Consider the following 23,442-nt stretch of genomic DNA (forward strand, 5'->3'; position numbering starts at 1 on the left):
AGTGTATATTGATGTTAATTAAGCGCTTTACCTTGCTCGGTTAAGCGCTATACTAACTATTGGGGAGGCAACAAATGGATAAGATACGGTTAACGATGGCACAAGCGCTGCTGCGGTTTCTGGACAATCAATATGTATCCGTTGATGGCGTGGAAACCAAATTCGTGCAGGGCCTGATGGGCATCTTCGGCCACGGGAACGTAACGGGGATCGGCGAGGCGCTGGAGAGAAGCCCGGGAAGTCTGACGTTCATTCAAGGTAAGAACGAGCAAGGGATGGTCCATGCTGCAACCGCTTTCGCCAAGCAGAAAAACCGTCTTCAAATCTATGCTTGCACGTCCTCCATCGGGCCAGGAGCTTTAAATATGATAACGGCTGCGGCTACCGCCACAGTCAACCGGATTCCGGTTTTGCTGCTTCCTGGAGATCATTTTGCTTCGAGGCAGCCGGATCCCGTGCTGCAGCAGCTCGAAGTCGTCTCCGATTATACGATATCGGCCGTCGATGCGTTCAAGCCTGTGAGTAAATACTGGGACCGGATTGTACGCCCGGAACAGCTGATGCAGGCGGCCATTCAGGCGATGCGGGTATTGACCGATCCGGCGGAGACCGGCGCGGTCACGCTTGCGCTGCCGCAGGATGTTCAGGCAGAAGCATATGATTATCCCGTTTCCTTTTTTGAGAAAAAGGTGCATTTCATCGACCGCCGTCTACCGGCTCCGGCATCGCTGCAGCGGGCGGTCGAATTAATCAAGAAGAAGCGCAGACCGCTTATTATCGCGGGAGGCGGAGTGCTCTACTCCAGCGCGATGAAGGAGCTGGCCGCATTCGCCGAAGCATTCGGCATTCCAGTCGCTGAGACGCAGGCGGGAAAAAGCTCGCTTCCTTGGAACCATCCGTTAAATGCAGGCGCGATCGGCGTCACGGGCACGCTCGCCGCCAACCGTCTCGCCGCTGATGCCGATCTGATTATTGGCATCGGGACCCGGTATTCCGATTTTACGACCTCTTCCAAATCCGCTTTTCGCAACGAGGCGGTCCAGTTCGTTAACTTAAACGTCAGCGCTTTTGATTCGTCGAAGCTGGACGCCTTTTCTGTCACATGCGACGCGAAAGCCGGCTTACAGGCGCTTCAACAATCACTTAATGCCGCTAATTACCGCACTGGCTATGAGCCTGCTGAAATCGCCGGATTAAAGGAGCAATGGGATGCGGAGGTTGACCGTTTGTACGCAGCCGAGCATAAAGACGGGCTTGCGCAGACGAGAGCGCTCGGCGTTATCAATGAAACGCTTGGTGAATCCGACATCATCCTCTGTGCTGCAGGAAGCCTGCCGGGCGACCTGCACCGGGTCTGGCGGTCTGTGGAGCCGAAAACCTACCATATGGAATACGGGTTTTCGTGCATGGGCTACGAGATTAGCGGAGCGTTCGGAGCAGCGCTTGCGGAGCCGGATAAAAACGTCTATGCCATTCTAGGCGACGGCAGCTATTTGATGCTTCATTCGGAGCTGATCACGAGCATTCAAGAAGGCCGCAAAATTACGGTGCTTCTGCTGGACAATCATGGCTATCAGTGTATTCATAACCTGCAGCGGGGACACGGCAGCGACGGCTTTGGCAATGAGTTCCGGTTCCGCTCCGGGACGACTGGCCGGCTGACGGGCGGCTATATGCCGATCGATTTCTCGGCGCACGCGAGCAGCATGGGCGCAGCAACCTACAAAGCAAGCACGGCGGAAGAGCTGAGAGATGCGCTGCTCAAAGCAAGGAACGAGACGGGCACGACATTAATCGAAATTCCGGTCGTTCCAGGTACAAACACGGGAGGATACGAATCCTGGTGGAACGTAGGCGTCCCTGAAGTTTCAGTCAGCGAGAAGGTAGTTGCGGCACACGAGGACATGAAGCGGAATATTGACGCGGTACTATTCATCTAAACGCCAAAAAAAGAAGGAGAAATCATCGATGGGCAAATTCCCTTTCAAGCTCGGCATTCACCCGATCAACTGGGTGGGCGAGGATGTGAAGGAGCACGGCGAGAACACAACGTTCGAGCAAATCGTGAATGAAATTGAGGCGCTGGGGCTGACCGGAACCGAGATGGGGCGCAAGTATCCGGAGAGCCAAGCCGTGCTGAAGCAAGAGCTGTCGAAGCGTGGGATCAACCTCGTCTCGCAGTGGAAAACGGTATTGTTCTCCGACCCCGTATACCGGGACGCGGAGCTCGAAGCTTACCGCGAGCATGCGTGCTTTCTGAAGGAGATGGGCAGCACCGTTATTAGCACATGCGAGGGCGGGGGATCGCTGCACTTCGATGCGCGGCGCTCGCCGAATGAGAAGGAGGTGCTGCGGCTGGATGAAGCGGGCTGGAAAAGTCTGGCCGAGGGACTGAACGCAGCCGGCGCGATTGCGAAGGAATACGGTCTTAAGCTGACGTATCATCATCATGGCGGAACGGTCATCGAAAGCGCTGAGGAAATTGACCGTCTTATGGAGATGACCGACCCTGCGCTTGTCTATCTGTTGTTCGATACGGGCCATGCCTATTACGGCGGGGCTGATCCGCTTAACGTCCTGCGCAAGCATTACGAAAGAATCGCCTATATTCATTTGAAGGATATTCGCCAAGAAGTGCTGGACCGGTCGCGTGCCGAACGGGCCGATTTCATTACCTGCATCCGCAAGGGGGTGTTTACCGTTCCTGGAGACGGAAACATAGATTTTAAGCCGGTGATCGATGAGCTGGTAAACCGGGGTTACGACGGATGGGCGATGCTCGAGGGGGAGCAGGATCCGGCCGAGCATCCCGCCTGCGAATACGCCAAGCAATCATTGACTTACTTGAATTCTCTCATTACATCGTGAAGGAGGCATTAGCATGAGACATGTGACTTTTCCGGCTCATAAACCGATCGACTTTGTTGCGATCGGACGCCTGTGCATTGATTTGAACGCCAATGAAATAAATCGTCCGATGGAAGAGACGATGACCTTTACCAAATATGTGGGCGGCTCGCCGGCGAATATCGCTATCGGGATGTCGCGCCTCGGATTGAAGACAGCTTTTATCGGTAAAATCGCAAACGATCAGATGGGACGTTTTATTGAACGCTATTTGCAGCGCGAAGGCATCGATACGTCGAGCGTCGCGGTCGACGACACGGGCGCGGTAACGGGGCTTGCTTTTACCGAAATTAAAAGTCCTTCGGACTGCAGCATTCTTATGTACCGCGACAACGTTGCGGATCTGCTGCTGAGGCCGGAAGAGGTGAGCGAGGAGATTATCGCGCAGGCAAAGCTGCTGCTCATTTCCGGCACGGCGCTGGCGCAAAGCCCGTCGAGGGAAGCGGTATTCCAAGCGCTCGACTTTGCGAAGAAGCATGGGACCATTATCGCATTTGACCTTGATTACCGTCCGTATACGTGGAAATCGGCTGAAGAGACAGCCGTCAATTACAACCTGGCTGCCGAGAAGTGCGACATTCTGATTGGAACGCGGGAAGAGTTTAATCAGATGGAAATTTTTGATGCGAATGCAGAGCATGACGACCGGATCACCGCTTCCAAATGGTTTAATTACGGGGCTAAAATTGCCATTATCAAGCACGGCAAGGAAGGCTCGATCGCTTACGCGAAGGACGGGTCGGAGCACCGTGCGAAGAGCTACCCGGCCAAGGTCATCAAGACGTTCGGAGCGGGAGATTCCTACGCGGCAGGATTTCTGTACGGCATTATGCAGGGCTGGACATTAGAGAAAAGTATGGAATTCGGAAGCGCAGCAGCGTGCGTAGTCATCTCGAGCCACAGCTGTTCGGACGCCATGCCAACGACAAAGCAAGTATACGACTATATCGAACGCTGCGAACGCGGTGAAATCACAGTCTCATAAGCCGAAAGGAGAACGACAGAATGGCTAAAACATTAAAAAATTGGATCGGTGGCGTATGGGTGGATGCTGCAACCTCTGTGACTGAGCCGGTTGTTAATCCGGCGACAGAAGAGACGCTCGCGCATGTTCCTTTATCTACGCAAGAGGATGTCGACAAGGCTGCCTGTGCAGCCAAGGAAGCTTTCCAAAGCTGGAGCCGGACGCCGGTTCCGAAGCGCGCGCGCGTGCTGTTCAAATATCAGCAGCTGCTTGTCGAGCATTGGGAGGAGCTGGCGCAGCTTATTACGAAGGAGAACGGCAAGAGCTACAGCGAGGCGTACGGGGAAGTGCTTCGCGGCATCGAGTGCGTGGAGTTCGCAGCAGGCGCTCCTAATTTGATGATGGGCAAGCAGCTTCCGGATATTGCTTCTCATATAGAGTCGGGCATGTACCGGTATCCAATCGGCGTCATCGCCGGCATTACCCCGTTTAATTTTCCGATGATGGTGCCGTGCTGGATGTTCCCGCTTGCCATTGCCTGCGGCAACACCTTCATATTGAAGCCGTCGGAGCGCACGCCGCTGCTGGCAGAGCGGCTTGCCGGGCTGTTCGCGGAAGCGGGCTTGCCGGCTGGCGTACTGAACATCGTGCACGGAGCCCGCGACGTCGTTAACGGCATTTTGGAGCATAAGGATATTCAAGCGGTCTCGTTCGTCGGCTCGCAGCCGGTTGCCGAATACGTGTACAAGACGGCATCTGCGAATGGCAAACGCGTGCAGGCGCTGGCTGGAGCCAAAAATCACTCCATTGTCCTTCCGGATGCCGATCTGGATTTGACTGTCAAAGAGATCGTCAATGCGGCCTTCGGCTCGGCCGGAGAGCGCTGTATGGCTTGCTCCGTCGTCGTGGCGGTTGGAGAAGTCGCCGATACGCTCGTGAGCAAATTGACGGATGCGGCGAACCGGATTACGATCGGCAACGGCATGGAAGAGAATGTTTTCCTCGGTCCGGTCATACGCGGCGCGCACAAGGACAGAACGCTGCATTACATCGAGACGGGAGAAAACGAAGGCGCCTTGCTCGTCCGCGACGGACGCAAAGATGCGGCAATCGATGGAAAAGGCTACTTCGTTGGTCCAACTATCTTCGACAATGTCGAGTGCGGCATGAAAATTTGGGAGGATGAGATTTTCGCTCCTGTTCTGGCTATCGTGCGTGTTGCAACTTTGGAGGATGCGATCGAGCTGGCTAACCGTTCTGAATTCGCTAACGGAGCTTGCCTCTTCACGAAGAACGGCAGCAGCGTCCGGCAATTCCGCGAGACGATCGATGCCGGTATGCTCGGGATTAATCTCGGAGTACCCGCGCCGATGGCTTTCTTCCCGTTCTCGGGATGGAAAAAATCGTTCTACGGCGATCTTCATGCAAACGGAACCGATGGAGTCGAGTTTTATACGCGTAAAAAAATGGTGACAGCCCGGTGGTAACGCTCGTTACAAAGAAAGAGAAAGCGGGAGGGATATAGCAATGGCTAACAAAATAACGATCGGGATTATCGGGGCGGGCAGGATCGGCAAGATCCACGCCGACAACCTGCTCAGGCTGCCGCAGGTGGAAATTTCTGCGGTCAGCGATCTGTTTGCGGGACCGGAGCTGAAGGAATGGGCGGCCAAGCGGGAAATCGCCAAAGTAACCCAAGACAGCTCCGAAATAATAAACGATCCGGCGATCGATGCCGTCTTCATCTGTTCGTCGACCGATACGCATGTTCCGTTGATCAAGCAGGCTGCAAAGGCAGGCAAGCATGTGTTTTGCGAGAAGCCTCTCAGCATGGACATCAACCGGACGGAAGAAGCCGTTGCGGCGGCCGCGGAAGCGGGCATTAAGCTGCAGATCGGTTTCAACCGCAGGTTCGATCATAATTTTAAACGGGTGCGCGAGCATGTGCTGATCGGTACGGTCGGTAATCCGCATATTGTGAAGATTACCTCCCGTGATCCGAATCCGCCGCATGAGGATTACATCCGGGTATCCGGCGGCATCTTTATGGATATGATGATCCATGATTTCGACTTGGCCCGTTTCCTGACGGGGAGCGAGGTGACGGAGGTATACGCGCAAGGCGGCGTACTAATCGACCCTGTCTTCAGCAAGTACGGGGATGTGGATACGGCGATCGTCACGCTGCGCTTCGAGAACGGAGCAATAGGCGTCATCGACAACAGCCGGCAAGCGGCTTACGGCTATGACCAGCGTGTGGAAGTGTTCGGCTCCAAGGGCAGCGTCGCAGTTAGCAACGACCATCCGAATACAGCGGAGGTCAGCACTTCGGAAGGAATTATGAGAGACAAACCTCTCCATTTCTTCCTCGAGAGGTACAATGCGGCTTATATAGAAGAAACACAGCAATTTGTGGATAGTCTCGTGAACGGGCTTCCGCTACCTGTCACCGGTGATGATGGCGTGAAGGCAGAGCGGATCGCTTTGGCGGCAAAGCTTTCCTGCCGGCTGGGGCGCCCCGTTAAGATCAGCGAAGCTGTGGAGCTGCAGCGGCAGACGGAAGGGACGGGTAGTCATGTCTAAGTTGATCGTTAAGCCGAAGGCGAGCCCGGATCAAGACGGAATCGTACTGTCCGTCACGCCGGAATCCGCGGGCTGGAAATACGTCGGCTTCGAGGTCGCTAAGCTTGAGGCGGGACAGATGCTTAAGCGCGAAACCGGGAATCTCGAATATTGTCTGGTGCTGCTCTCCGGCATGGCGGATGTATCGACGCAGAAAGCGGAGTGGACGAATGTCGGCGGGCGGATGAGCGTATTCGAGAAGAAGCCGCCTTATTCGGTCTATGTTCCGAACGAAGACCGCTTTGAAGTGAAAGCATTAACCGAAGTCGAGCTGGCGATTTGCAGCGCCCCTGGCAGCGGGAGCTTTACGGCACGCCTAATCGCGCCTGCCGCTGGTGCGATGGAAACGCGCGGCTACGGAAATCTGGAGAGACAAATTTACAACATTCTCCCGGAGAGCGAGCCTGCGGACAGTCTGCTGGTCGTTGAGGTGTATACGCCGGAGGGCCACTGGTCCAGTTATCCGCCGCATAAGCATGACCGGGACGCCATGCCTGAGGAGTCATTGCTGGAGGAGACGTATTACTATAAAATCCAACCGGAGCAGGGCTTTGCCGTGCAGCGGGTCTATACGGACGACCGCTCGCTCGATGAGACCGTTGTCGTGAAGAACGGAGAGACTGTGCTTGTGCCGAAAGGCTATCATCCGGTATCCGCGCCGCCGGGCTACGAGGTTTATTATTTGAATGTGATGGCTGGACCAACCCGTGCGTGGAAGTTCGTCAACGACGCGGAGCATGCCTGGATCATGACGAAACCTAGCGAGAGAGTCTAGAGCTCTGCAAAAGCAGGCATTGCTGCAATGTCCGTCGGCGAAAAGGAAAAGGGCTGGATAGAGATGAGGATCTCTGTCCAGCCCTTTTTGCATATAATGGCTGTACCGGAAAATTAGCGTATAATTTTTTCGTCCAGGAGATTAGGTGGAAATTTCCTTTACCGAGAACTGAATCCTATAGATTGAGTTATAGGCAGTTTAACGTTTATAATAAAACGAGAATATTCCAAAAGAAAAGGTGTCATTCATTTATGAGTATATTAAATGTAGAACGACTAAGTCACGGCTTTGGGGATCGCGCGATCTTCAACAACGTATCCTTCCGCCTGCTAAAAGGCGAGCACATTGGACTCATCGGCGCTAACGGCGAGGGCAAGTCCACCTTCATGAACATTATTACGGGCAAGCTTCAGCCGGATGACGGCAAGGTTGAATGGTCCAAGCGCATGCGCGTCGGCTACCTCGATCAGCATGCGGTGCTCAGCAAAGGGCTAACCATGCGCGATGTCCTGAAGGGAGCTTTTCAATACCTGTTCGATATGGAACAAGAAATGAATGATATGTACGGAAAGATGGGCGATGTTACGCCGGAGGAGCTCGAGCAGATGCTTGAGGATGTCGGTACGATTCAAGATACGCTGACGAGCCAAGATTTTTACCTGATCGATGCGAAGATCGAAGAAACCGCCCGCGGTCTGGGGCTTACCGATATTGGACTGGATAAGGACGTTAACGATCTTAGCGGCGGTCAGCGGACGAAGGTATTGCTGGCGAAGCTGCTGCTCGAAAAGCCGGATATTCTGCTCCTCGACGAGCCTACGAACTACCTCGATGAGCAGCATATCGAGTGGCTGAAGCGCTACCTGCAGGAGTATGAGAATGCATTTATTCTCATTTCACACGACATTCCGTTCCTTAACAGCGTGATTAACCTGATCTATCATATGGAGAATCAGGAGTTAAACCGCTATGTTGGTGACTACGAGCATTTCCAGCAGGTTCACGAAATGAAAAAGCAGCAGCTTGAATCCGCCTTTAAGCGCCAACAGCAGGAAATTGCGGATTTGAAAGATTTTGTAGCCCGGAATAAAGCGAGCGTTGCAACGCGGAATATGGCGATGTCCAGACAAAAGAAGCTCGATAAGATGGAAGTGATCGAGCTGGCCAAGGATAAGCCGAAGCCGCAGTTTAACTTTAAGGACGGAAGAACTTCCGGCAAGCTGATATTCGAGACGAAGGAGCTCGTTATCGGTTATGACAGCCCCTTATCCGGATCGCTTGACCTCCGCATGGAACGGGGACAGAAGATTGCGCTTGTCGGCGCGAACGGAATCGGTAAAACGACGCTGCTGCGGAGCATTTTAGGCGAGATTCAGGCGCTGTCGGGCACTGTTCAACGCGGAGAGCATCTGCAAATCGGCTATTTCCAACAAGAAATGAAGGAAACGAATTACAATACCTGCATCGAGGAAGTGTGGAAGGAATTCCCTTCTTTCACACAGTTCGAAGTGCGCGCGGCACTGGCCAAATGCGGGCTCACGACCAAACATATCGAGAGCAAAATTGCCGTGCTTAGCGGCGGTGAGAAGGCTAAGGTTCGCCTCTGCAAGCTGATCAACAGCGAAACGAACCTGCTCGTGCTGGATGAGCCGACCAACCACTTGGATGTGGATGCTAAGGATGAGCTAAAGCGCGCCCTTAAGGCGTACAAAGGCAGCATCCTGATTATTTCCCACGAACCGGAATTTTATCGCGATGTCGTTACCGATACATGGAATTGCGAATCATGGACGACGAAAGTATTTTAGACGTTCATTTCAAAAAGTCTGTTTAATCGTTCGCGGTTAGACAGGCTTTTTATATACTGAAATGTTTAGGTAATTAATGAAAGTAGGTTATAACCGATGACCAATACGAATAACGAGCAGCAGATTTACCGTTTTAGCGAGGCGCCCATTTGGGAGCTGCAGCGTGCTTATTTTGAAGAGCAGGGCATCAAGGCTTGGCAGAGCGGGGAAGTGCCGCAATATATTACGAATAATCCTGTTATTGCTGGCGCCTATGCGGAAATGATATTTGGGTTTCTTCAGGATAGAGCGGGGTTAGGCTTTAGCACGGAACCGGTTACGATTCTTGAGCTTGGAGCGGGCTCGGGCCGATTAGCGCATCATGTGCTTAAGGAGCTCGGCGAGCTGAACGATTATGCAGGTACTGCGCTTCCGCCATTTCGTTATGTAATGAGTGATTTGCCTGTCAAAAATATAACCTATTGGCAGCAGCATCCGAGCTTGCAGCCCTTCGTCCTGCAGGGGGTATTGGATTTTGCCCGGTTTGATGCGGCGGAGGATACGGAACTGCAATTGACGCAGTCGGGCGTCACGATACGGACGGCCGACCTGAAGCAGCCGCTGCTCGTTATCGCGAATTATTTCTTTGACAGCATCCCGCAGGAATTGCTTTATGTGGATGAAGGCAAAATTTACGAGAGCAGAGTATCCCTGCGGTTTCCGGATGAGGCTGATGCGCCTACCGCATCGGAAATGCTGGAGAAGGCCGTCCCTGAATATCATTATCGCAGAGCCGCCGAATACGAGCAGGAGTCGTATCCATACCATGACGTTATTGAGCTGTATAAGAACAAGCTTGAGGATTCGCATATTCTCTTTCCGGCGATTGGGCTGGACTGCTTAGAGAGGCTCGGCCGGCTATCGCAGGAGGGTTTTGTTCTGCTCACGGCGGATAAAGGCGACCACCGGATAGAAAATTGGGAATTCGCAGAGCCGCCTAAGCTGATTCATCACGGGAGCTTTTCCTTAACGGCGAACTACCATGCGATACAGCATGTTTTTGGACAATTGGGTGCATTGGCCTGCTTCACCGGGCATCACTATAAAAACTTGAATGTGGGCTGCATGCTTATGCTGCAAAGCCCGGCAGGCTACGTCAATACGCGCTTAGCTTACCGCCGGTTTGTCGATCGTTTTGGACCGGATGATTTTTTTAGCATGAAGCTATGGTTTGACGAGCATTTGGAGCAAATGGCGCTATCCCAAATCCTTGCCTTTTGGCGGTTGAGCCGCTATGATGCGCAATTATTCATTCAAGGCTTCAAGCGCATTCTGCTGCTGCTTGAAGAAGGCGGCGAGGAGGAAATGGATGATCTCCGCCAAGGCATACATGCGATGTGGACAGGCTATTACAAGGTGGACGAGAAGCATGACCTGGCAAGCGACTGCGGCGAGCTGCTCTTTCAGCTGGACCTGTACGAGGATGCGCGGGTCTTCTATGAACGGTCGCTTACGGCGTACGAGGCGACTGCCGATCTGCTTTATCAGCTGGCGATCTGCTGCTATGAGACCGGTAGTGAAGCGGCTGCGTCGGATTATGCGAATCGCGTGTTGGCGCTTGAGCCTGAGCATAAGGGAGCGCTGGCGCTTTTATAGCGTGAGCGCGGGTTTCGATCCGGGGCTTGTCTCAGAGCGGATGCTGCAAGTTGAAACTTATGTTGCAAAAAGGATTGACAATGATTTTGTGATTTGTGTATTATGAGTTCATAAACACGCGTTTACGGAAGAGGCGGAACATCTATTGAAAAAGGCGGATATAAACAGTGTAGAGATTGCCCGTCTGGCCGGCGTGTCCAGAAGCACGGTTAGCAGAGTCATCAACAATTACGCCAACGTTCCGGCGGAGACGCGCGAGAAAGTGATGAAAGTCATCCAGCAGTATAATTATTTTCCCAATGTTTCTGCACAGGTGCTGGCAGGGAAACGGGCGCGCACGATCGGGCTGTTCCTCATTGCACCGGGACATGTGTCCAGCGACATTTTGACGAACATGCTTATCGTAAGTGTAATCGAAGATGCCTCCGCATACGGATACTACGTGCTGACGCATATCATTCGTGACGCAAACGATCCGGAGACGGTCAAGAACGTAAAGGAGATTTTTTTCCAGCGGCGGATTGACGGGGGCATATTCATTGGCGCTGCCAATCATGAGCCGCTCATCGAGGAGCTTGTTACCGAGGGCTTTATTGTTGGCGTCGTGGACCAGGAGCAGCCGGACACTCCGCAATCCAACCGGATTGTGGCCAATTTCAACAATGATTCCGGGATGAAGCAGGCTGTTGCTTATTTGGCGGGACTTGGCCATACGAAGATTGGCGTTATTAACGGGGATATGAAACGGCTATCCGGCCCGACGAAATATGAGGGCTACCTGAAAGCTATGCAATTATGCGGCTTACATGTTAATCCGGATTGGGTGCTGGCAGGCAGCTTTCATGAAGAAAGCGGGTATGAGGCGATCTATTCTTTTCTTCGTACGCAAGGGGAACGGCCTAAGGCAATTATTGCGGCCAACGATAGTGTAGCTTTCGGCGCGATCCGGGCTTTGAAGGAGCATGGGCTGCAGGTGCCGAAAGATATGTCGATCATCGGCTTCGATGATCATGCGCTCAGCGAGAAGCATCATCCCGCTCTGACGACCATCCGGATCGATTTCAGCGGCATGTTGGGGCAGTTGACTTCTATTCTAATCGCCAAAATCGAACGGCCAACGGAGGATGTAAAACAAATCACGCTTGATTGCAGTCTTGTGATCAGGGATTCATGCCGAAGGGTGTGAATTTTTTTAAGCCGATATAAACGCGTGTTCATGAAAAGTGTGCTGAAATAGAGACCCATTGCTTCTTTTTATGCGTGACATTGAAAACTCCCCAATTGTCTATTTTTAGTCAGAAATTAATCCCATTAAGTTTACATCTCAAATACTTTACCTCAGTTAAACTCTGATCCCCCAGCTTGTTCAATCGGGATACAGACGCTTATTGCGTTTAATCCTCCTCAAGTTCACGCGCATCCTTAAACATTAAGATTACCGCTGTTATGAATAAGACTGCGGTCATTACGCAGCATTCCGCGTAAGTCATGCCAAGACCGAACCACAGTTCGAGGACTGCGTAGAGTCCCGCCGCTGAGCCCGCGAATATGCCGATGCATGCGAATAGTAACGCGATGATTACGAACATGTGGCCACCAGCGTTTGGTTTGTACAATGTTTTTTTTTCCGGATTTAGAAATAACGAGATCAGCTTCATAATCGCCATAAGCGCGCGTGACTTGTATAGTTTTTTTCTTTTATTTGGTGACAAATTTATCTCCCCTAATATCTTGTTATATTCTTTGTCGGAACTTGGACTGGTTAAGTTAAGACCTGAAGAGATTCCATTAATGAAATTTGCATTCCCAGTTCGTTTAGTCGGGTAGGCCAAGCGAACGAATCCGGATGTCCCTAAAATTCAAATAAGGACGTGATAACAATTTCAGATGATTATTGAAGGTTTGGAGAATGAAGTAGCAATGGCGTGGAAATTCAACAGGGAACTTGAAGCAGCTGCAAAAAGAGACCATCTAAAAAGATTCGTCTACGTTGGGAAAAATAACGGAGCCTAGTTGAGCTAACTGGCAGTTAAGCGGGATACGATCCAGGTGAACGCACGTGGTATACGCAGCTGGATGCGCTATCCTAAAAGTGGATAGCTCCTGCCATATGAAGAAGGAGACTGCAAGAAAGCATCGAAAGGTAAAATAAAAAGCACCACTTGGGTGCTTTTTGCTGAGGTGATATTTCGGCACTTGGGAAATGCACTGCATCCGTAGAATTCACCTTTAGGCCCTTTCCTTAGAACCAATTACTACCACAGCGCGAGCATTTACGTTCTACCTGATGCAGCTGCAACAATCTTCTTACTATCTTCTTTATGACCAGGTCAGCGCCATAGTCCCCAACTGCTCTGGTTACTTCGACTGAATACACATGTACCCTGAGAAGGTGACCGAGATAATGTTCAAACTGCCTGCCGTCCTTTCGTCGATATCCTTTAGGCCTGATCTCTTTAAACGCGCCTGTTTGCCTCCCTGACGCGTAAATAAGACACCTATTATGTTGTCTCCTGATATTCGGCTGCCGTATTTTTCTATGGAGTGAAAGACTCATTTCTCACCCAAGCTCCACCTTCATCCGTACTCCGGTAAAACATCGTAGCGCAGCGGAGTGCTCCTCGTGCCGCTTCTTCAACAGATGAAAATCTATTTTCCGATGGATCGTGAGGATCGGTTTTGTCCGCGTGTTTATAGTAATGGCTTAGCTCATAAAAATAATGGCCGTTCTGATTTCTGAGGATATCAATTTCAATTTCTTTACCATCGATTATAACCTTTAGTGTTTGGACAATCTCGTGAACGGCTTGGATATCGGCGTGAAGATTTCCGAGTTCAGACAAATTCAACATCATGAGTGTCCTCCCAATAGCTTCCTTCACCAAAGTAATCTTTACATACGCTGTTGAGTGACTGCAACACATCGATAAATCCTTTTAAATCACATGTATGGAAGGTATCATTGATTTCACGATTTTCTTCCGTAATTGAATATACATGAATCTCAGCGCAGCCATCCCATCTAATATTTACATCAAAACGCTTATCTTCGGTTTCGAGTTCTAGCGCAGCAGTTCCGCCGTCTGCATCTCTTTTATGTTCGGTCTTTATAATCCACATTCTTTTACACCACCTTGGGCTTATGATACCCAAAAGTAGAACATTTATTGCTGTAGCAACAGTATTTGGAACCCATTTTGCAATTAAATAAGGAGACAATAACAGTAACCAAAGGAGGTATTAAGATGAACATAATGGATGGAATGGATGCGGCGAGGTTTAAATCAGCCAATCCTAATTACAAGTCAGAGAAGAAGTTAACGAAGAAAGAAAAAAAGATGCCGATGGTTTTAAGAAATCTAAATAATAAATAAGCATAAGTGGAATATGGGATCAAGTTCCATATAACAAGAACTTGGTCCCATAACACAAAAATCATCATCCCTTTTCACATTCATCGTACATTTATTCGGTTTCTATATCAGGTAAATCATCAAGACGTTCGACTTCGGCACCTGGGTCATATCTTCTTTTTGCTGAACCCTATACCCGATATTGCGGTACCAATCCTGAAAAGAGTCGTCCAATTGCTGTTCCCGGTTGATTAACGTCGGAAAGCAACTTCCGTCTCCTCCCTAAGATGTGGCTGTGCGTATCGTATTATATTAAGCTGACGGGTAACGATAGTGGAGCAAGCTGCAGCTGTGCAGATGCTCCATTTTTTCACTCAACTAACGCAGGATAATTTAATGATTTCACGAATACACCTTTAGAGGTTTATAGAATATGAAAACTGTATTTTTAGTTGAACATTCTTATGAGGTCGGGGAAGATGGAGTCTATGATGAGACAAAACTAATAGGAATCTATTCATTATTAGAAAAAGCAGAATCAGTAGTGAAAAGATACAAAACACTTCCAGGGTTTAGAGATTATTTAGATACTTTTTATATTGTTGAATATGAAGTTGACAAAGATAATTGGACAGAAGGGTTTATTAAATGGTCTGAAGCGAATGAAAAAGTGGATTAGTAGCTTATTTTCTTCGTTAAACTAACGGGTACGATAGTTGAATATGGACACCGCGGCAGCTGGCACGATCGACTGCCATATCCACGCTATTCCAGCTAATAGCTTGTCAATATTTAATTATTAATGGCCGATTCCTGGAGTGGTATATCCTTCAGCACGCTTTTTATCGAAGAAAGCTCTTCATTTCTTGTTTCTATTACTACGAATACCACATCGCACAGCTTGATACAGGGCTGTACGAAGCCCTCTGGAGCCATGTTTCGTGATTCTATTTTGGGTTGCAACAAACTTACCTGAAGCAAATACACTGGGATCAACACCAGCAAAGGCGACCAGCTTCTTTGCGTGATCGAACCGATCGGTTTTCCTAATTTCAGCCAAAATTTACTTAGACGAATACTGTTTTTGAGCGAATAACAGACATAATGTTCTGAGAAGGGATGGAATGAATAAAACTCATGAAAATGTTTTTTGTAGTCTTGGCTATTATTATTTTAATAGCGGCATTTTTTTACTTCCAAAAACGTACAAGTTCCAACAAAAATTCGGTTAGTATTGAGAGTCCAACTAAGACCAGTCCAAAAGCTAATCAATTTGACTCAAATCCTGATTTGCCAGTTCCATTTGGTTACAAATGTCAATGGTTTGCTGTTAAGACTGTTGATGCCCAAGCTGTACTAAATACAATGCAATTAAAAAACGTACAAGTTTCGAATTGGAGAACTGGAATTGAAGGGGCTGACGAAGGATACTACTTTGTATCCCCACCAATTAATGGTTGGATATTGGTCATTAATTCGATAATGCCTGATTTAAGTGGAGTGGAATCACCAAGCCCACTAACTGTAATTGACGATTTGAGTTCAAAATTTAGGGAAGCTTACTACTTTGGAACTCATCGAGTAGTTGAGTACCATGCGTGGGCAAAATCTATTAATGGTGAGTTAGTTCGCGCCTACGGATATTTAGGTGAGTCCGGAGAAACCATTATTAATCAAGGTGAGGTTAGTAAGGAAGAACTGGAGAATAATCTAATATTTACGGATTTAGAAGCCGATGAACCGAATTTACCTAATGAAGAAGATGTTCTGCTTATTGCAAAGAAGTGGACTGTAGACCCTCTGATGGAAAGTGGTAATTACCAGAAAGGGACAGGGTTTATTGGTACGTTGGAGTAAGCACATATTCGAGCGAAAGAAGTAATGGGGCACTCCTTCGGGTGCCCTTTTTCATATTTAAAGCTGCATGTGGTCTTGCTATCAGCACGAATTGTTCAGATCCTAGTGCAGCACCCAATGGTATCCGTTCGTCTCTAATAAATCCGCAGATTCATGCGAACTGCCGGTGTAGGAGGACAAGAACATATATGCATAAGGAACCGCGTTTTACGCGGTTTTTTTTGTTTTAAGGATATATGTTCATGTCCAAAGTCAAGGACAAGAACATATATTCATTGCCGGGGAGTCTGTTGTTGGACTGGTAAGAGTAGGTTAGACTGGAGACATTGCATTTGAGCATTAAGTTCCCATGGAAGAACGCAATTACTTCCATAATCTGTGGTATCGCGTGAGCGGCATGGATGGCTAACGGGTAGATAGTTCAATAAAGACACGGAGGCAGCCGACGACAATGAGACGCCACCGAAAAAGTAGGACGCCCTATAAAAGTTGATGCAAATAGACCGTTTTTTGCCTGTGAAATGGCTTTAAACGGTCTTTTGTATGTTTTCTTTTTTCTTCAGAGTAAAAATCAGCGGTGCTCAAAAAAATCTAGGACTTTTTTAGTGGCCTGCTCCAAAAGCGACCTTTTTGTTTTGAGTAGAGAGGAAAAGGCAACAGGGCGGACTACAACCGTCCTTTTTTTCATTCCACGACTACAGTAACATTTTTCCAAAAAAACTTTTCGACAAAAACTTTCACAATTCTGTTATAATTCGGTAAGCTGTTTAATTTCCCGAGGAGCAACGTTGATGATAAAAGAACTAATTGTAAACGTTTTCATAGTGCTATTGCCGGTTTTGGCTTATCAATTGGTTTTTATGGAAATTCGACCCTTGAAAAAAAGGAGCCATCAACAAATTGTGATTGGCCTTCTTACGGGAATTACGGGCATTTTGTGCATGAACTTTCCTCTGCATCTTAGTGAAAGTCTTATTCTGGTGGATATGCGGTGGATTCCTTTCACTATCGGTTTTTTGTACGGAGGCATTTTGGGGGGCGGGATTTCAGCGTCGTTGATTTTGATTTATCGGCTCTCCCTGTTGGCGGGATTTTATTCTAGTCTAGGATTTTTGATAGCCTCGTTGCTTATCGCGGTGCCTTGTATTTTTTTGGAAAATAAATACACGCAATCTGGACGTTTTCAAAAAATTAAAATCGGTGTTGGACTGATTTCTTATGCTAACTTTGTAAGTCTCTCCCTATGGTATTTTTTCTCAGAAAAAACCTTTTCCGGTTGGGGATTTTATGCGGTGTTATTTTCATTTTCCTGGTTGTCGATTGTGCTCGCTATTAACGTCATTGAAATTATCAGAGAGAATTTTTCTTTAAAAATGCGAATGCATCATTCCGAGAGGTTTGCCCTCATAAGCGAGATGGCGGCTTCCATCGCGCATGAGGTTAGAAATCCGTTGACGGTCGTCCGAGGTTTTCTTCAGCTTGGAAAGAGTTCAGCTGACCAAAAGCTTCGCAGGTACATGGAAATAGCCATTGCGGAATTGGATCGGGCCGCATCCGTGCTAAGCGATTACTTGGACTTTGCGAAACCGCAGTTAAATAATGTCGGTAAAATTAGCGTTTCAGAAAAAATGACCAGCGTTTTGAAAATCGTTTCGTCGTACGCATCAATGAACCGGGTGGAGATAATCAGCAGGATTGGCGAAAACCTGTACGTAAGCGGCGACAAAAGCAAGCTCAAGCAAGCGCTGCTCAACATTTTAAAAAACGCTATCGAAGCCATGCCTGACGGAGGGACGCTTCATGTGGAGACATTTTCGTCGGGCGGAAAAGTGAGTGTGTTTATTTCCGATTCAGGGGAAGGAATGACTTCAGAGCAACTCCAAAAACTCGGAAACCCATTCTATACGACGAAGGCACAAGGAACCGGTTTAGGGCTGATGGTGACGTTTCGCTTGCTGGAGGCTATGAACGCCACGCTGAATTTCGAGAGCGAGCCCGGAAAAGGAACGAAAGCGCATATCGTCTTTCCGGAGGCTGAATGAACTGAAGAGGAGACAGCCCGCATTCGCGGGCTTTTTTCGTTGCCAAAAAAGAAGTGGATCGGCTCCGCTTCAACTCCTCAAGGTTTCTTTGAGAGGCACATCAGCTCTTCAGCAAGGTGCATCAGCCGCATCCCGTCAACTTGAAGATTGAGAAGTCTAAGATATATAAAAATTTAGATAAACAGCGTAGTCCATTTACCCTAAACTTTCACTGAAACAATTTCATGCAGCGTTGGAGAATAAAGTACAAACCCCTATGCAATATGGATTGCGCATCCGTTATGAAAAACAACCAATTCAAAGTGTGACCATTCGTTATAAATATTTAGGCTTTACAAAAGTCAAAACCATAACAAGATGGTTTAATGATGAAAGTAAATGACCAAAAAGTTCATTACGCTAACGGGTACGATACTGGAGGAGTGCGCCTGTGGCCGCTCCTCTTTTATTATTGAGCTCCCATGGAAGAACGCAATTAATTCCATAATCTGTGGTATCGCGTGAGCGGCATGGATGGTTAACTGGCAGGATAGTTGTACTTATTCGGCGGATATATACAGCATTAATCATCAGGAAAAGGCAGCCATTAATAACGGCTGCCTTTTCGCCACTATCCAGCATGATAACTGAGAAAGCGTTTAGTGATCACTTTAATTTCCTTGGTATATATTCATTTTCAGGTCTGTCAATGTTGGTCACTTCAAGTTCTTCTGAGTTGACATTTTTTAGGTAAATCAGCACTTTGTCCTTACTACGTCCGTTTTCACTTGTGATTGTCCCTTCAATAACTATCTCAAACTTATCGTTTCGTTTAATAATATCGTAGATACGGAAATCATCAATATCCACTTTCGAATGTGGCTCTAATATCTTATTTTTGATTAAACCATTTTCAATTTTAACTTGGAGCTCCTTGATAACCAATTCTTCAAGTATTTCGTTTTTTGGTTTACCTTGTCCATTCGCCATATGAATTGGGATAAATAACAAAGTAATAACAATAATCAACAGCATAGAGAACATTCTCAAATCAACCACTCCTATAATGCAACATACGTCTTGTTTTGGTATTCCCAAGTAGTTTCACGCTTATTCAATCGCAATAAATTACATCATTAGGTTGCTGCGAATGATCAGCAGCCGCAGCCTCGTTAACGGGCAGCATAGCTGAATATAGTATGATAATCTTTTCAATAGAAATCAGTGATCTGCCGCTGCTTATTATTTTATTCCGTTTAACAAGAAAGACCATGCACGATTGTGCAGAAAAAGTCGGGAAGGGAAAAACCTTCTCTGCTATCCTTTGTGTAACGAGGGGAGGCAATATCATGGATATGCTGGCACAATTGAACAAAGCTCTGAACTATATTGAGGAGAACCTAACAAATCCTGTGGATTATCAGGAGGTTGCGAAAATAGCCTGCTGTTCGGAATACCATTTTACTCGTATGTTCTCATTCCTAGCAGGCATTACTCTGTCAGAATACATCCGCCGCAGGCGCCTGACTCTGGCAGCCCTCGAGCTAAGTCACAGTGGTATCAAGGTCATCGATGTTGCCCTGAAGTACGGATATACCTCACCAGATTCCTTTACCAGAGCTTTTCAAAGCATGCACCGGGTTACTCCCTCGGATGCCCGGTCCCATGGACAGTCCCTCAAAGCCTTCCCACGTATGACCTTTCAACTGACCATCAAAGGAGGAAATGAAATGAATTACCGCATTGAAGACAAAGAGGCTTTTCGCATTGTGGGTATCAAAAAAAGAGTGCCCATATTATTCCAAGGGATTAATCCGGAGATTGCCTCCATGTATGAAAGCTTAACGCCTGAATTGATCAGTCAGATTAAGGGGTTGTCGAATGTTCAGCCTTCGGGACTAATCAGTGCTTCAACAAATTTCAGTGAAGGGCGAATGGAAGAGAAAGGGGAGTGCGACCATTATATCGGTGCGGCCACGACGCAAGACACTCCAAACAGCATGGCACAGCTGGATGTGCCGGCGTCTACATGGGCCGTATTTGCAGCCGTTGGCCCTTTTCCGAGTGCGCTTCAGGAGGTCTGGGGACGTATCTATTCTGAATGGTTTCCATCCTCGGATTATGAATTAAGCGAAGGGCCGGAAATCCTTTGGAACGAGCACAAAGATGTTGCTTCGCCGCAATTTAAAAGTGAGATATGGATACCGATTAAGAAAAAATAAGAGAAAATGCGCTGTAGATTGTTCAACTAAAGGGGTACGATAGTGTAATCGCAACTGGCTGTCGATAATGTTGGCAGCCTGTTACGAACGGGAAGGATAGAGCGAATAATAGAACAAGCCATCCGTTATTAAGTTCCTCTCGCTTAAATACGAATCAGAACTTTTCACAGTACTTATCCGTTCACGTTCCCGCTGCTGTCGAACATTTTTTTAACATCACCAGTCCCCTTATACCTCGGGAGGGTGAGAACATATTCGCGCTGCAGCTTATTCAGCAATGCGTCCTTGTCGACACATCAAGCCGCTCTCACTGGTCCATGTCGTCATTTAACCTCGCAAGGAAAATCATAGTCGATATCAATTTCAGTTATCTGTGCGCTAGCTATTTCCTTATTTTGGGTCTGTATGGTATAGTTGAATTAACTTTAGTGAAGGAGGCTGATGCATATGTACGAGTTGAAGCTGAGCATGAACATGTCGGTCGTCGTGAATAGCATCGGTCTCTTCGGGAACTTTTAAGATCTGATTGTCTGATTTGGTGAACTAGCCAATCCATCATCCAGCAACCCCGTGAGAGACCGTTTACGGATCTTGCGGTTTTTTTATGGCCGCAGAATCATTGCGGTCTTTTTGCTGTGCAAAATTTAGGAAAAAGGGGTTATTCCATCATCGAACATTTAAATCATGAGTCCATGATTACAGCATACGGCTGGAGCCGTTATTGGGAAGATACACTTGCTACCACTGCCACTCCCTTGTCGCATAGCAAGGAGCTTGTACCTGGGAGAATTACAGCCCAATATTCTCATGTATATCGGGTCATCTCGTCAGAGGGCGATAGAATCGCCAAGGTTAGCGGGAAATTCGAGTACGCCGCTGAAGCAAGAGGTGATTTTCCGGCAGTCGGTGATTGGGTGCTCTTAGAACTGCTGAAAGGCGAGCCGGATGCGATCATTCACGCTGTGCTTCCCCGCCATTCAGCCATGACCCGGAAGCAAGCAGGGAGCATCATTGAAGAGCAGATTATAGGAGCAAATATCGATATCGTATTTCTGGCTACTGCGCTCAATCAGGATTATAACGCTCGCAAGCTTGAACGTTTCTTGATTGCCGCTTGGGAGAGTGGTGCTGCACCTGTCGTGCTGCTGACTAAAGCGGATCTTTGCGATAACACGGAAGCTCTCCTGCAAGAGGTTCAATCCATTGCACTGGGTGTCCCTGTTCACTGTATCAGCGTCCATGAACGGTTAGGCTTAGAGCAGCTTGAGGACTACCTTACGTCAGGGACAACCATCGCCGTAACGGGATCTTCCGGTGTAGGGAAGTCCACGCTATTGAACTGGCTGATTGGCAATAACGTCCAGGAGGTCCAGCATATTCGTAATCAAGATGCCCGCGGTCGCCATACGACAACTCACCGCGAGCTGTTCCTGCTTCCGTCCGGTGCTCTGCTGATCGATACTCCGGGCATGCGCGAGCTGCAGCTCTGGGATACTGTTGAAGGCTGGCATCACACCTTTGCGGATATCGAGCAGCTGGCCCGGCAGTGCCGCTATCGCGACTGCCGCCATGAAGCTGAGCTGGATTGCGCGGTTCAAATAGCACTTTCGGAGGGCCGGCTCGAGCCGCTCCGTTTTGCGAACTACCGTAAAACGGAGAAGGAGCTTGCTCACCTGGCCCGCAAGGAGCGAAATGTACATCGCAAGCGTCAGAAGGAATCTGGGCGCAGTCCGGGCAGCAAGCCGAAGCATAGAAAGAGATTCCAAGGGGAAGTTGATCTGTGAAATTTTGTTTATTTTGTTGTTGAGCCGGAGAAGTTATTATTTCACAAGAGAGATTATAGTCGGGTCTCTCTGAAAAAATTGGAGGAGTTCGATGATTAGGTTCCAAGAAATTAATAAGGATAACTGGGAAGAATGTGCTGCTTTAAAACTCAAGCAGGAACAAATTGGTTTTATCGCATCCAATCTGTATTCCATTGCTCAATCACAATTTCTAGATGGTTTTTCAAGTTTAGCCATTTATAAAAATCAAACTATGATTGGGTATACCTTCTTTGGAATTGATTCGGATGACAATAATTACTGGCTGTATCGACATATGATTGATGAAATGTATCAAGGGAATGGATATGGTCAAATAGCAGTTCAAATGGTAATTGAAGAAATAAGAACAAGAAAAGATCGTACCGATGTTCTTGTTCTTGGATACAATCCAGAGAATCAACAAGCGAAAAGATTATATTCAAAGGCAGGATTTATAGAAGAAGGACTAGCTCCTTGGGGAGAAATGATCGCTAAATACTCTTTTGTATAAGTGATTCAGTGAAGTTTAATATTTATAATTGAGGGATGGGAACTTTAGTTTAACAATGATGAGCAGTTAGCCGCGGCAGCTGCTCCTCATTGTTTATTAAGCTAAAAGGCAGATTACTTCAATAGTCAGGAAGGTACTTATGGAAACGGTAAGAATTGAAGAATATAACGACGAATGGCCATTTATATACCAAGAGGAGAAAAGAAAAATTGAGGAAGTTATGACTGATAAAGCAATTGCTATTGAACATATTGGTAGTACTTCTGTTCAGGGGCTAGGAGCAAAACCGATTATCGACTTCATGGTCGGAATAAACGAATTAAAAGAAGTTGAAGCCTTTATTGAACCCCTTGCAAAGATAGGGTATGAGCATGTTTATCACAATAAATTCCCTAACAGAAGGTTTTTCAGGAGAGGTCAATGGAGAGCAGGAACGCATCATTTACATATTTACGTTTATGGAAGCGAAGAATGGAAAAACAATATTTTGTTCAGGGATTATTTAAGANAGGAGAGGTCAATGGAGAGCAGGAACGCATCATTTACATATTTACGTTTATGGAAGCGAAGAATGGAAAAACAATATTTTGTTCAGGGATTATTTAAGAACCCATCCAGAAATGCTTAAGCAGTACAATCAATTAAAAAAAGAACTTGCAGAAAAGTATCATTATGACAGAGTTGCTTATACCAATGCCAAGCATCCATTTATTCTTGATGTAATTCAAAAGGCAAAATTGAGTGAGAAAAATAACCACCGTTGATTACGCTAAACGGGTACGATTTCTTAATGAACATAAGAAACGGGGCCGACATAATGGCTGCCGTTTTCTCAACTAACGGGCAGGATTGCGCAATARGTWATGTGTTATAATCACACCTATGAATTATACGATTACTTTTTTAGTGAGGGGAAACAACAAATGTGGAAGAGCAGTTTTATATCTGGTCTGGGACTGATT

Annotated in this window: 24 protein-coding genes and 2 pseudogenes; 19 read left to right on the top strand and 7 right to left on the bottom strand. The window is 47.6% G+C overall.

Features of this window, described 5'->3' with window-relative positions:
* The first annotated feature begins 74 nt into the window (after positions 1-74).
* From iolD to ASG81_RS22160, 9 genes are all read left to right on the top strand, one after another.
* The gene (iolD, locus tag ASG81_RS22120) at positions 75-1,940 is read left to right on the top strand and encodes a 3D-(3,5/4)-trihydroxycyclohexane-1,2-dione acylhydrolase (decyclizing) (protein WP_056639322.1); all 1,866 of its coding nucleotides are present in this window, start codon (positions 75-77) and stop codon (positions 1,938-1,940) included.
* Between the two features lie 28 nt (positions 1,941-1,968).
* Positions 1,969-2,868, top strand: a complete 900-nt coding sequence (gene iolE / locus ASG81_RS22125; RefSeq protein ID WP_056639324.1) for a myo-inosose-2 dehydratase — start codon at positions 1,969-1,971, stop codon at positions 2,866-2,868.
* A 13-nt stretch (positions 2,869-2,881) separates the two neighbouring features.
* Positions 2,882-3,892, top strand: a complete 1,011-nt coding sequence (gene iolC, locus ASG81_RS22130) for a 5-dehydro-2-deoxygluconokinase (RefSeq protein ID WP_056639325.1) — start codon at positions 2,882-2,884, stop codon at positions 3,890-3,892.
* 20 nt (positions 3,893-3,912) lie between these two features.
* Entirely contained in the window at positions 3,913-5,358 is a 1,446-nt protein-coding gene (locus tag ASG81_RS22135; protein WP_056639327.1) for a CoA-acylating methylmalonate-semialdehyde dehydrogenase, read from the top strand.
* Between the two features lie 40 nt (positions 5,359-5,398).
* Complete coding sequence (gene iolG, locus ASG81_RS22140) at positions 5,399-6,454, top strand: inositol 2-dehydrogenase (protein ID WP_056639329.1); 1,056 nt, start codon at positions 5,399-5,401, stop codon at positions 6,452-6,454.
* The gene (iolB, locus tag ASG81_RS22145; protein WP_056639332.1) at positions 6,447-7,268 is read left to right on the top strand and encodes a 5-deoxy-glucuronate isomerase; all 822 of its coding nucleotides are present in this window, start codon (positions 6,447-6,449) and stop codon (positions 7,266-7,268) included. The genes iolG and iolB overlap by 8 nt, the downstream gene beginning before the upstream one ends.
* A gap of 251 nt (positions 7,269-7,519) precedes the next feature.
* Positions 7,520-9,076 (top strand): ABC-F family ATP-binding cassette domain-containing protein, encoded by a 1,557-nt coding sequence (locus tag ASG81_RS22150; RefSeq protein ID WP_056639334.1) that lies wholly within the window; start codon positions 7,520-7,522, stop codon positions 9,074-9,076.
* 96 nt (positions 9,077-9,172) lie between these two features.
* A complete protein-coding gene (locus ASG81_RS22155) occupies positions 9,173-10,711 on the top strand; it encodes an SAM-dependent methyltransferase (protein ID WP_056639336.1) in 1,539 nt (512 codons plus the stop codon).
* Positions 10,712-10,856: 145 nt separating this feature from the next.
* Entirely contained in the window at positions 10,857-11,897 is a 1,041-nt protein-coding gene (locus ASG81_RS22160) for a LacI family DNA-binding transcriptional regulator (protein ID WP_056639338.1), read from the top strand.
* 208 nt (positions 11,898-12,105) lie between these two features.
* On the opposite strand, the gene ASG81_RS22165 is transcribed toward ASG81_RS22160, so the two are convergent.
* The 5 genes from ASG81_RS22165 to ASG81_RS22175 form a co-directional block, all read right to left on the bottom strand.
* Complete coding sequence (locus ASG81_RS22165; RefSeq protein WP_056639341.1) at positions 12,106-12,423, bottom strand: hypothetical protein; 318 nt, start codon at positions 12,421-12,423, stop codon at positions 12,106-12,108.
* A gap of 369 nt (positions 12,424-12,792) precedes the next feature.
* Complete coding sequence (locus ASG81_RS33015; protein ID WP_235548974.1) at positions 12,793-12,963, bottom strand: topoisomerase DNA-binding C4 zinc finger domain-containing protein; 171 nt, start codon at positions 12,961-12,963, stop codon at positions 12,793-12,795.
* Entirely contained in the window at positions 12,954-13,268 is a 315-nt protein-coding gene (locus ASG81_RS33020; protein ID WP_235548975.1) for a restriction endonuclease, read from the bottom strand. The genes ASG81_RS33015 and ASG81_RS33020 overlap by 10 nt, the downstream gene beginning before the upstream one ends.
* Positions 13,249-13,566, bottom strand: a complete 318-nt coding sequence (locus tag ASG81_RS22170) for a hypothetical protein (protein WP_235548976.1) — start codon at positions 13,564-13,566, stop codon at positions 13,249-13,251. The genes ASG81_RS33020 and ASG81_RS22170 overlap by 20 nt, the downstream gene beginning before the upstream one ends.
* Complete coding sequence (locus ASG81_RS22175) at positions 13,547-13,831, bottom strand: hypothetical protein (protein ID WP_056639344.1); 285 nt, start codon at positions 13,829-13,831, stop codon at positions 13,547-13,549. The genes ASG81_RS22170 and ASG81_RS22175 overlap by 20 nt, the downstream gene beginning before the upstream one ends.
* Before the next feature lie 125 nt (positions 13,832-13,956).
* On the opposite strand from ASG81_RS22175, the gene ASG81_RS33560 reads away from it, so the two are divergent.
* Both ASG81_RS33560 and ASG81_RS22180 read left to right on the top strand, forming a co-directional pair.
* The gene (locus tag ASG81_RS33560) at positions 13,957-14,085 is read left to right on the top strand and encodes a hypothetical protein (RefSeq protein WP_268795812.1); all 129 of its coding nucleotides are present in this window, start codon (positions 13,957-13,959) and stop codon (positions 14,083-14,085) included.
* Positions 14,086-14,497: 412 nt separating this feature from the next.
* Complete coding sequence (locus tag ASG81_RS22180) at positions 14,498-14,743, top strand: DUF7336 domain-containing protein (protein WP_056639346.1); 246 nt, start codon at positions 14,498-14,500, stop codon at positions 14,741-14,743.
* A gap of 183 nt (positions 14,744-14,926) precedes the next feature.
* Here the strand turns inward: ASG81_RS22180 and ASG81_RS30180 are convergent.
* A pseudogene (locus ASG81_RS30180) lies at positions 14,927-15,127 on the bottom strand (IS110 family transposase); the annotation flags it as partial.
* Between the two features lie 74 nt (positions 15,128-15,201).
* On the opposite strand from ASG81_RS30180, the gene ASG81_RS22185 reads away from it, so the two are divergent.
* The 3 genes and pseudogenes from ASG81_RS22185 (at position 15,202) to ASG81_RS33025 (ending at position 17,963) form a co-directional block, all read left to right on the top strand.
* A complete protein-coding gene (locus ASG81_RS22185) occupies positions 15,202-15,921 on the top strand; it encodes a hypothetical protein (RefSeq protein ID WP_056639348.1) in 720 nt (239 codons plus the stop codon).
* Positions 15,922-16,781: 860 nt separating this feature from the next.
* Positions 16,782-17,174: pseudogene (locus ASG81_RS34115) on the top strand (LytS/YhcK type 5TM receptor domain-containing protein); the annotation flags it as partial.
* A gap of 39 nt (positions 17,175-17,213) precedes the next feature.
* Positions 17,214-17,963 (top strand): ATP-binding protein, encoded by a 750-nt coding sequence (locus ASG81_RS33025; protein ID WP_235548977.1) that lies wholly within the window; start codon positions 17,214-17,216, stop codon positions 17,961-17,963.
* 645 nt (positions 17,964-18,608) lie between these two features.
* Here the strand turns inward: ASG81_RS33025 and ASG81_RS22195 are convergent.
* Positions 18,609-18,992: a hypothetical protein gene (locus ASG81_RS22195; RefSeq protein WP_056639352.1), complete on the bottom strand. Its 384-nt coding sequence runs from the start codon at positions 18,990-18,992 to the stop codon at positions 18,609-18,611.
* Between the two features lie 299 nt (positions 18,993-19,291).
* Here ASG81_RS22195 and ASG81_RS22200 point away from each other — a divergent pair, with 299 nt between their 5' ends.
* The 5 genes from ASG81_RS22200 to ASG81_RS31255 all read left to right on the top strand — a co-directional run bounded on the left by ASG81_RS22200 (position 19,292) and on the right by ASG81_RS31255 (position 23,244).
* Positions 19,292-20,164 carry an AraC family transcriptional regulator gene (locus ASG81_RS22200; protein ID WP_056639354.1) on the top strand — a complete coding sequence of 291 codons (873 nt, stop codon included), beginning with the start codon at positions 19,292-19,294 and terminating at the stop codon, positions 20,162-20,164.
* 692 nt (positions 20,165-20,856) lie between these two features.
* Positions 20,857-21,948 (top strand): ribosome small subunit-dependent GTPase A, encoded by a 1,092-nt coding sequence (gene rsgA, locus ASG81_RS22205; protein WP_056639355.1) that lies wholly within the window; start codon positions 20,857-20,859, stop codon positions 21,946-21,948.
* Positions 21,949-22,039: 91 nt separating this feature from the next.
* The gene (locus ASG81_RS22210; protein WP_056639357.1) at positions 22,040-22,480 is read left to right on the top strand and encodes a GNAT family N-acetyltransferase; all 441 of its coding nucleotides are present in this window, start codon (positions 22,040-22,042) and stop codon (positions 22,478-22,480) included.
* 139 nt (positions 22,481-22,619) lie between these two features.
* Positions 22,620-22,988 (top strand): GrpB family protein (locus tag ASG81_RS31250; protein ID WP_155971786.1); only part of this gene is annotated, 369 nt, incomplete at its 3' end.
* Positions 22,989-23,067: 79 nt separating this feature from the next.
* Positions 23,068-23,244, top strand: coding sequence for a GrpB family protein (locus tag ASG81_RS31255; protein WP_442952945.1), 177 nt, complete (start codon positions 23,068-23,070; stop codon positions 23,242-23,244).
* Positions 23,245-23,442 lie beyond the last annotated feature (198 nt).

The organism is Paenibacillus sp. Soil522, assembly GCF_001428245.1.
In the GTDB taxonomy this organism is placed as follows: domain Bacteria; phylum Bacillota; class Bacilli; order Paenibacillales; family Paenibacillaceae; genus Pristimantibacillus.

What these genes read in the sequence shown, in the direction of transcription:
- ASG81_RS22175 (WP_056639344.1), bottom strand. Translation starts at nt 13,831, where the DNA reads ATGTGGATTATAAAGACCGAACATAAAAGAGATGCAGACGGCGGAACT.
- ASG81_RS22150 (WP_056639334.1), top strand. Translation starts at nt 7,520, where the DNA reads ATGAGTATATTAAATGTAGAACGACTAAGTCACGGCTTTGGGGATCGC.
- ASG81_RS22155 (WP_056639336.1), top strand. Translation starts at nt 9,173, where the DNA reads ATGACCAATACGAATAACGAGCAGCAGATTTACCGTTTTAGCGAGGCG.
- ASG81_RS33560 (WP_268795812.1), top strand. Translation starts at nt 13,957, where the DNA reads ATGAACATAATGGATGGAATGGATGCGGCGAGGTTTAAATCAGCCAAT.
- ASG81_RS22200 (WP_056639354.1), top strand. Translation starts at nt 19,292, where the DNA reads ATGGATATGCTGGCACAATTGAACAAAGCTCTGAACTATATTGAGGAG.
- rsgA (WP_056639355.1), top strand. Translation starts at nt 20,857, where the DNA reads ATGATTACAGCATACGGCTGGAGCCGTTATTGGGAAGATACACTTGCT.
- iolG (WP_056639329.1), top strand. Translation starts at nt 5,399, where the DNA reads ATGGCTAACAAAATAACGATCGGGATTATCGGGGCGGGCAGGATCGGC.
- iolE (WP_056639324.1), top strand. Translation starts at nt 1,969, where the DNA reads ATGGGCAAATTCCCTTTCAAGCTCGGCATTCACCCGATCAACTGGGTG.
- iolC (WP_056639325.1), top strand. Translation starts at nt 2,882, where the DNA reads ATGAGACATGTGACTTTTCCGGCTCATAAACCGATCGACTTTGTTGCG.
- ASG81_RS22185 (WP_056639348.1), top strand. Translation starts at nt 15,202, where the DNA reads ATGAAAATGTTTTTTGTAGTCTTGGCTATTATTATTTTAATAGCGGCA.
- iolD (WP_056639322.1), top strand. Translation starts at nt 75, where the DNA reads ATGGATAAGATACGGTTAACGATGGCACAAGCGCTGCTGCGGTTTCTG.
- ASG81_RS33020 (WP_235548975.1), bottom strand. Translation starts at nt 13,268, where the DNA reads ATGAGTCTTTCACTCCATAGAAAAATACGGCAGCCGAATATCAGGAGA.
- ASG81_RS22210 (WP_056639357.1), top strand. Translation starts at nt 22,040, where the DNA reads ATGATTAGGTTCCAAGAAATTAATAAGGATAACTGGGAAGAATGTGCT.
- iolB (WP_056639332.1), top strand. Translation starts at nt 6,447, where the DNA reads ATGTCTAAGTTGATCGTTAAGCCGAAGGCGAGCCCGGATCAAGACGGA.
- ASG81_RS22170 (WP_235548976.1), bottom strand. Translation starts at nt 13,566, where the DNA reads ATGATGTTGAATTTGTCTGAACTCGGAAATCTTCACGCCGATATCCAA.
- ASG81_RS22135 (WP_056639327.1), top strand. Translation starts at nt 3,913, where the DNA reads ATGGCTAAAACATTAAAAAATTGGATCGGTGGCGTATGGGTGGATGCT.
- ASG81_RS22180 (WP_056639346.1), top strand. Translation starts at nt 14,498, where the DNA reads ATGAAAACTGTATTTTTAGTTGAACATTCTTATGAGGTCGGGGAAGAT.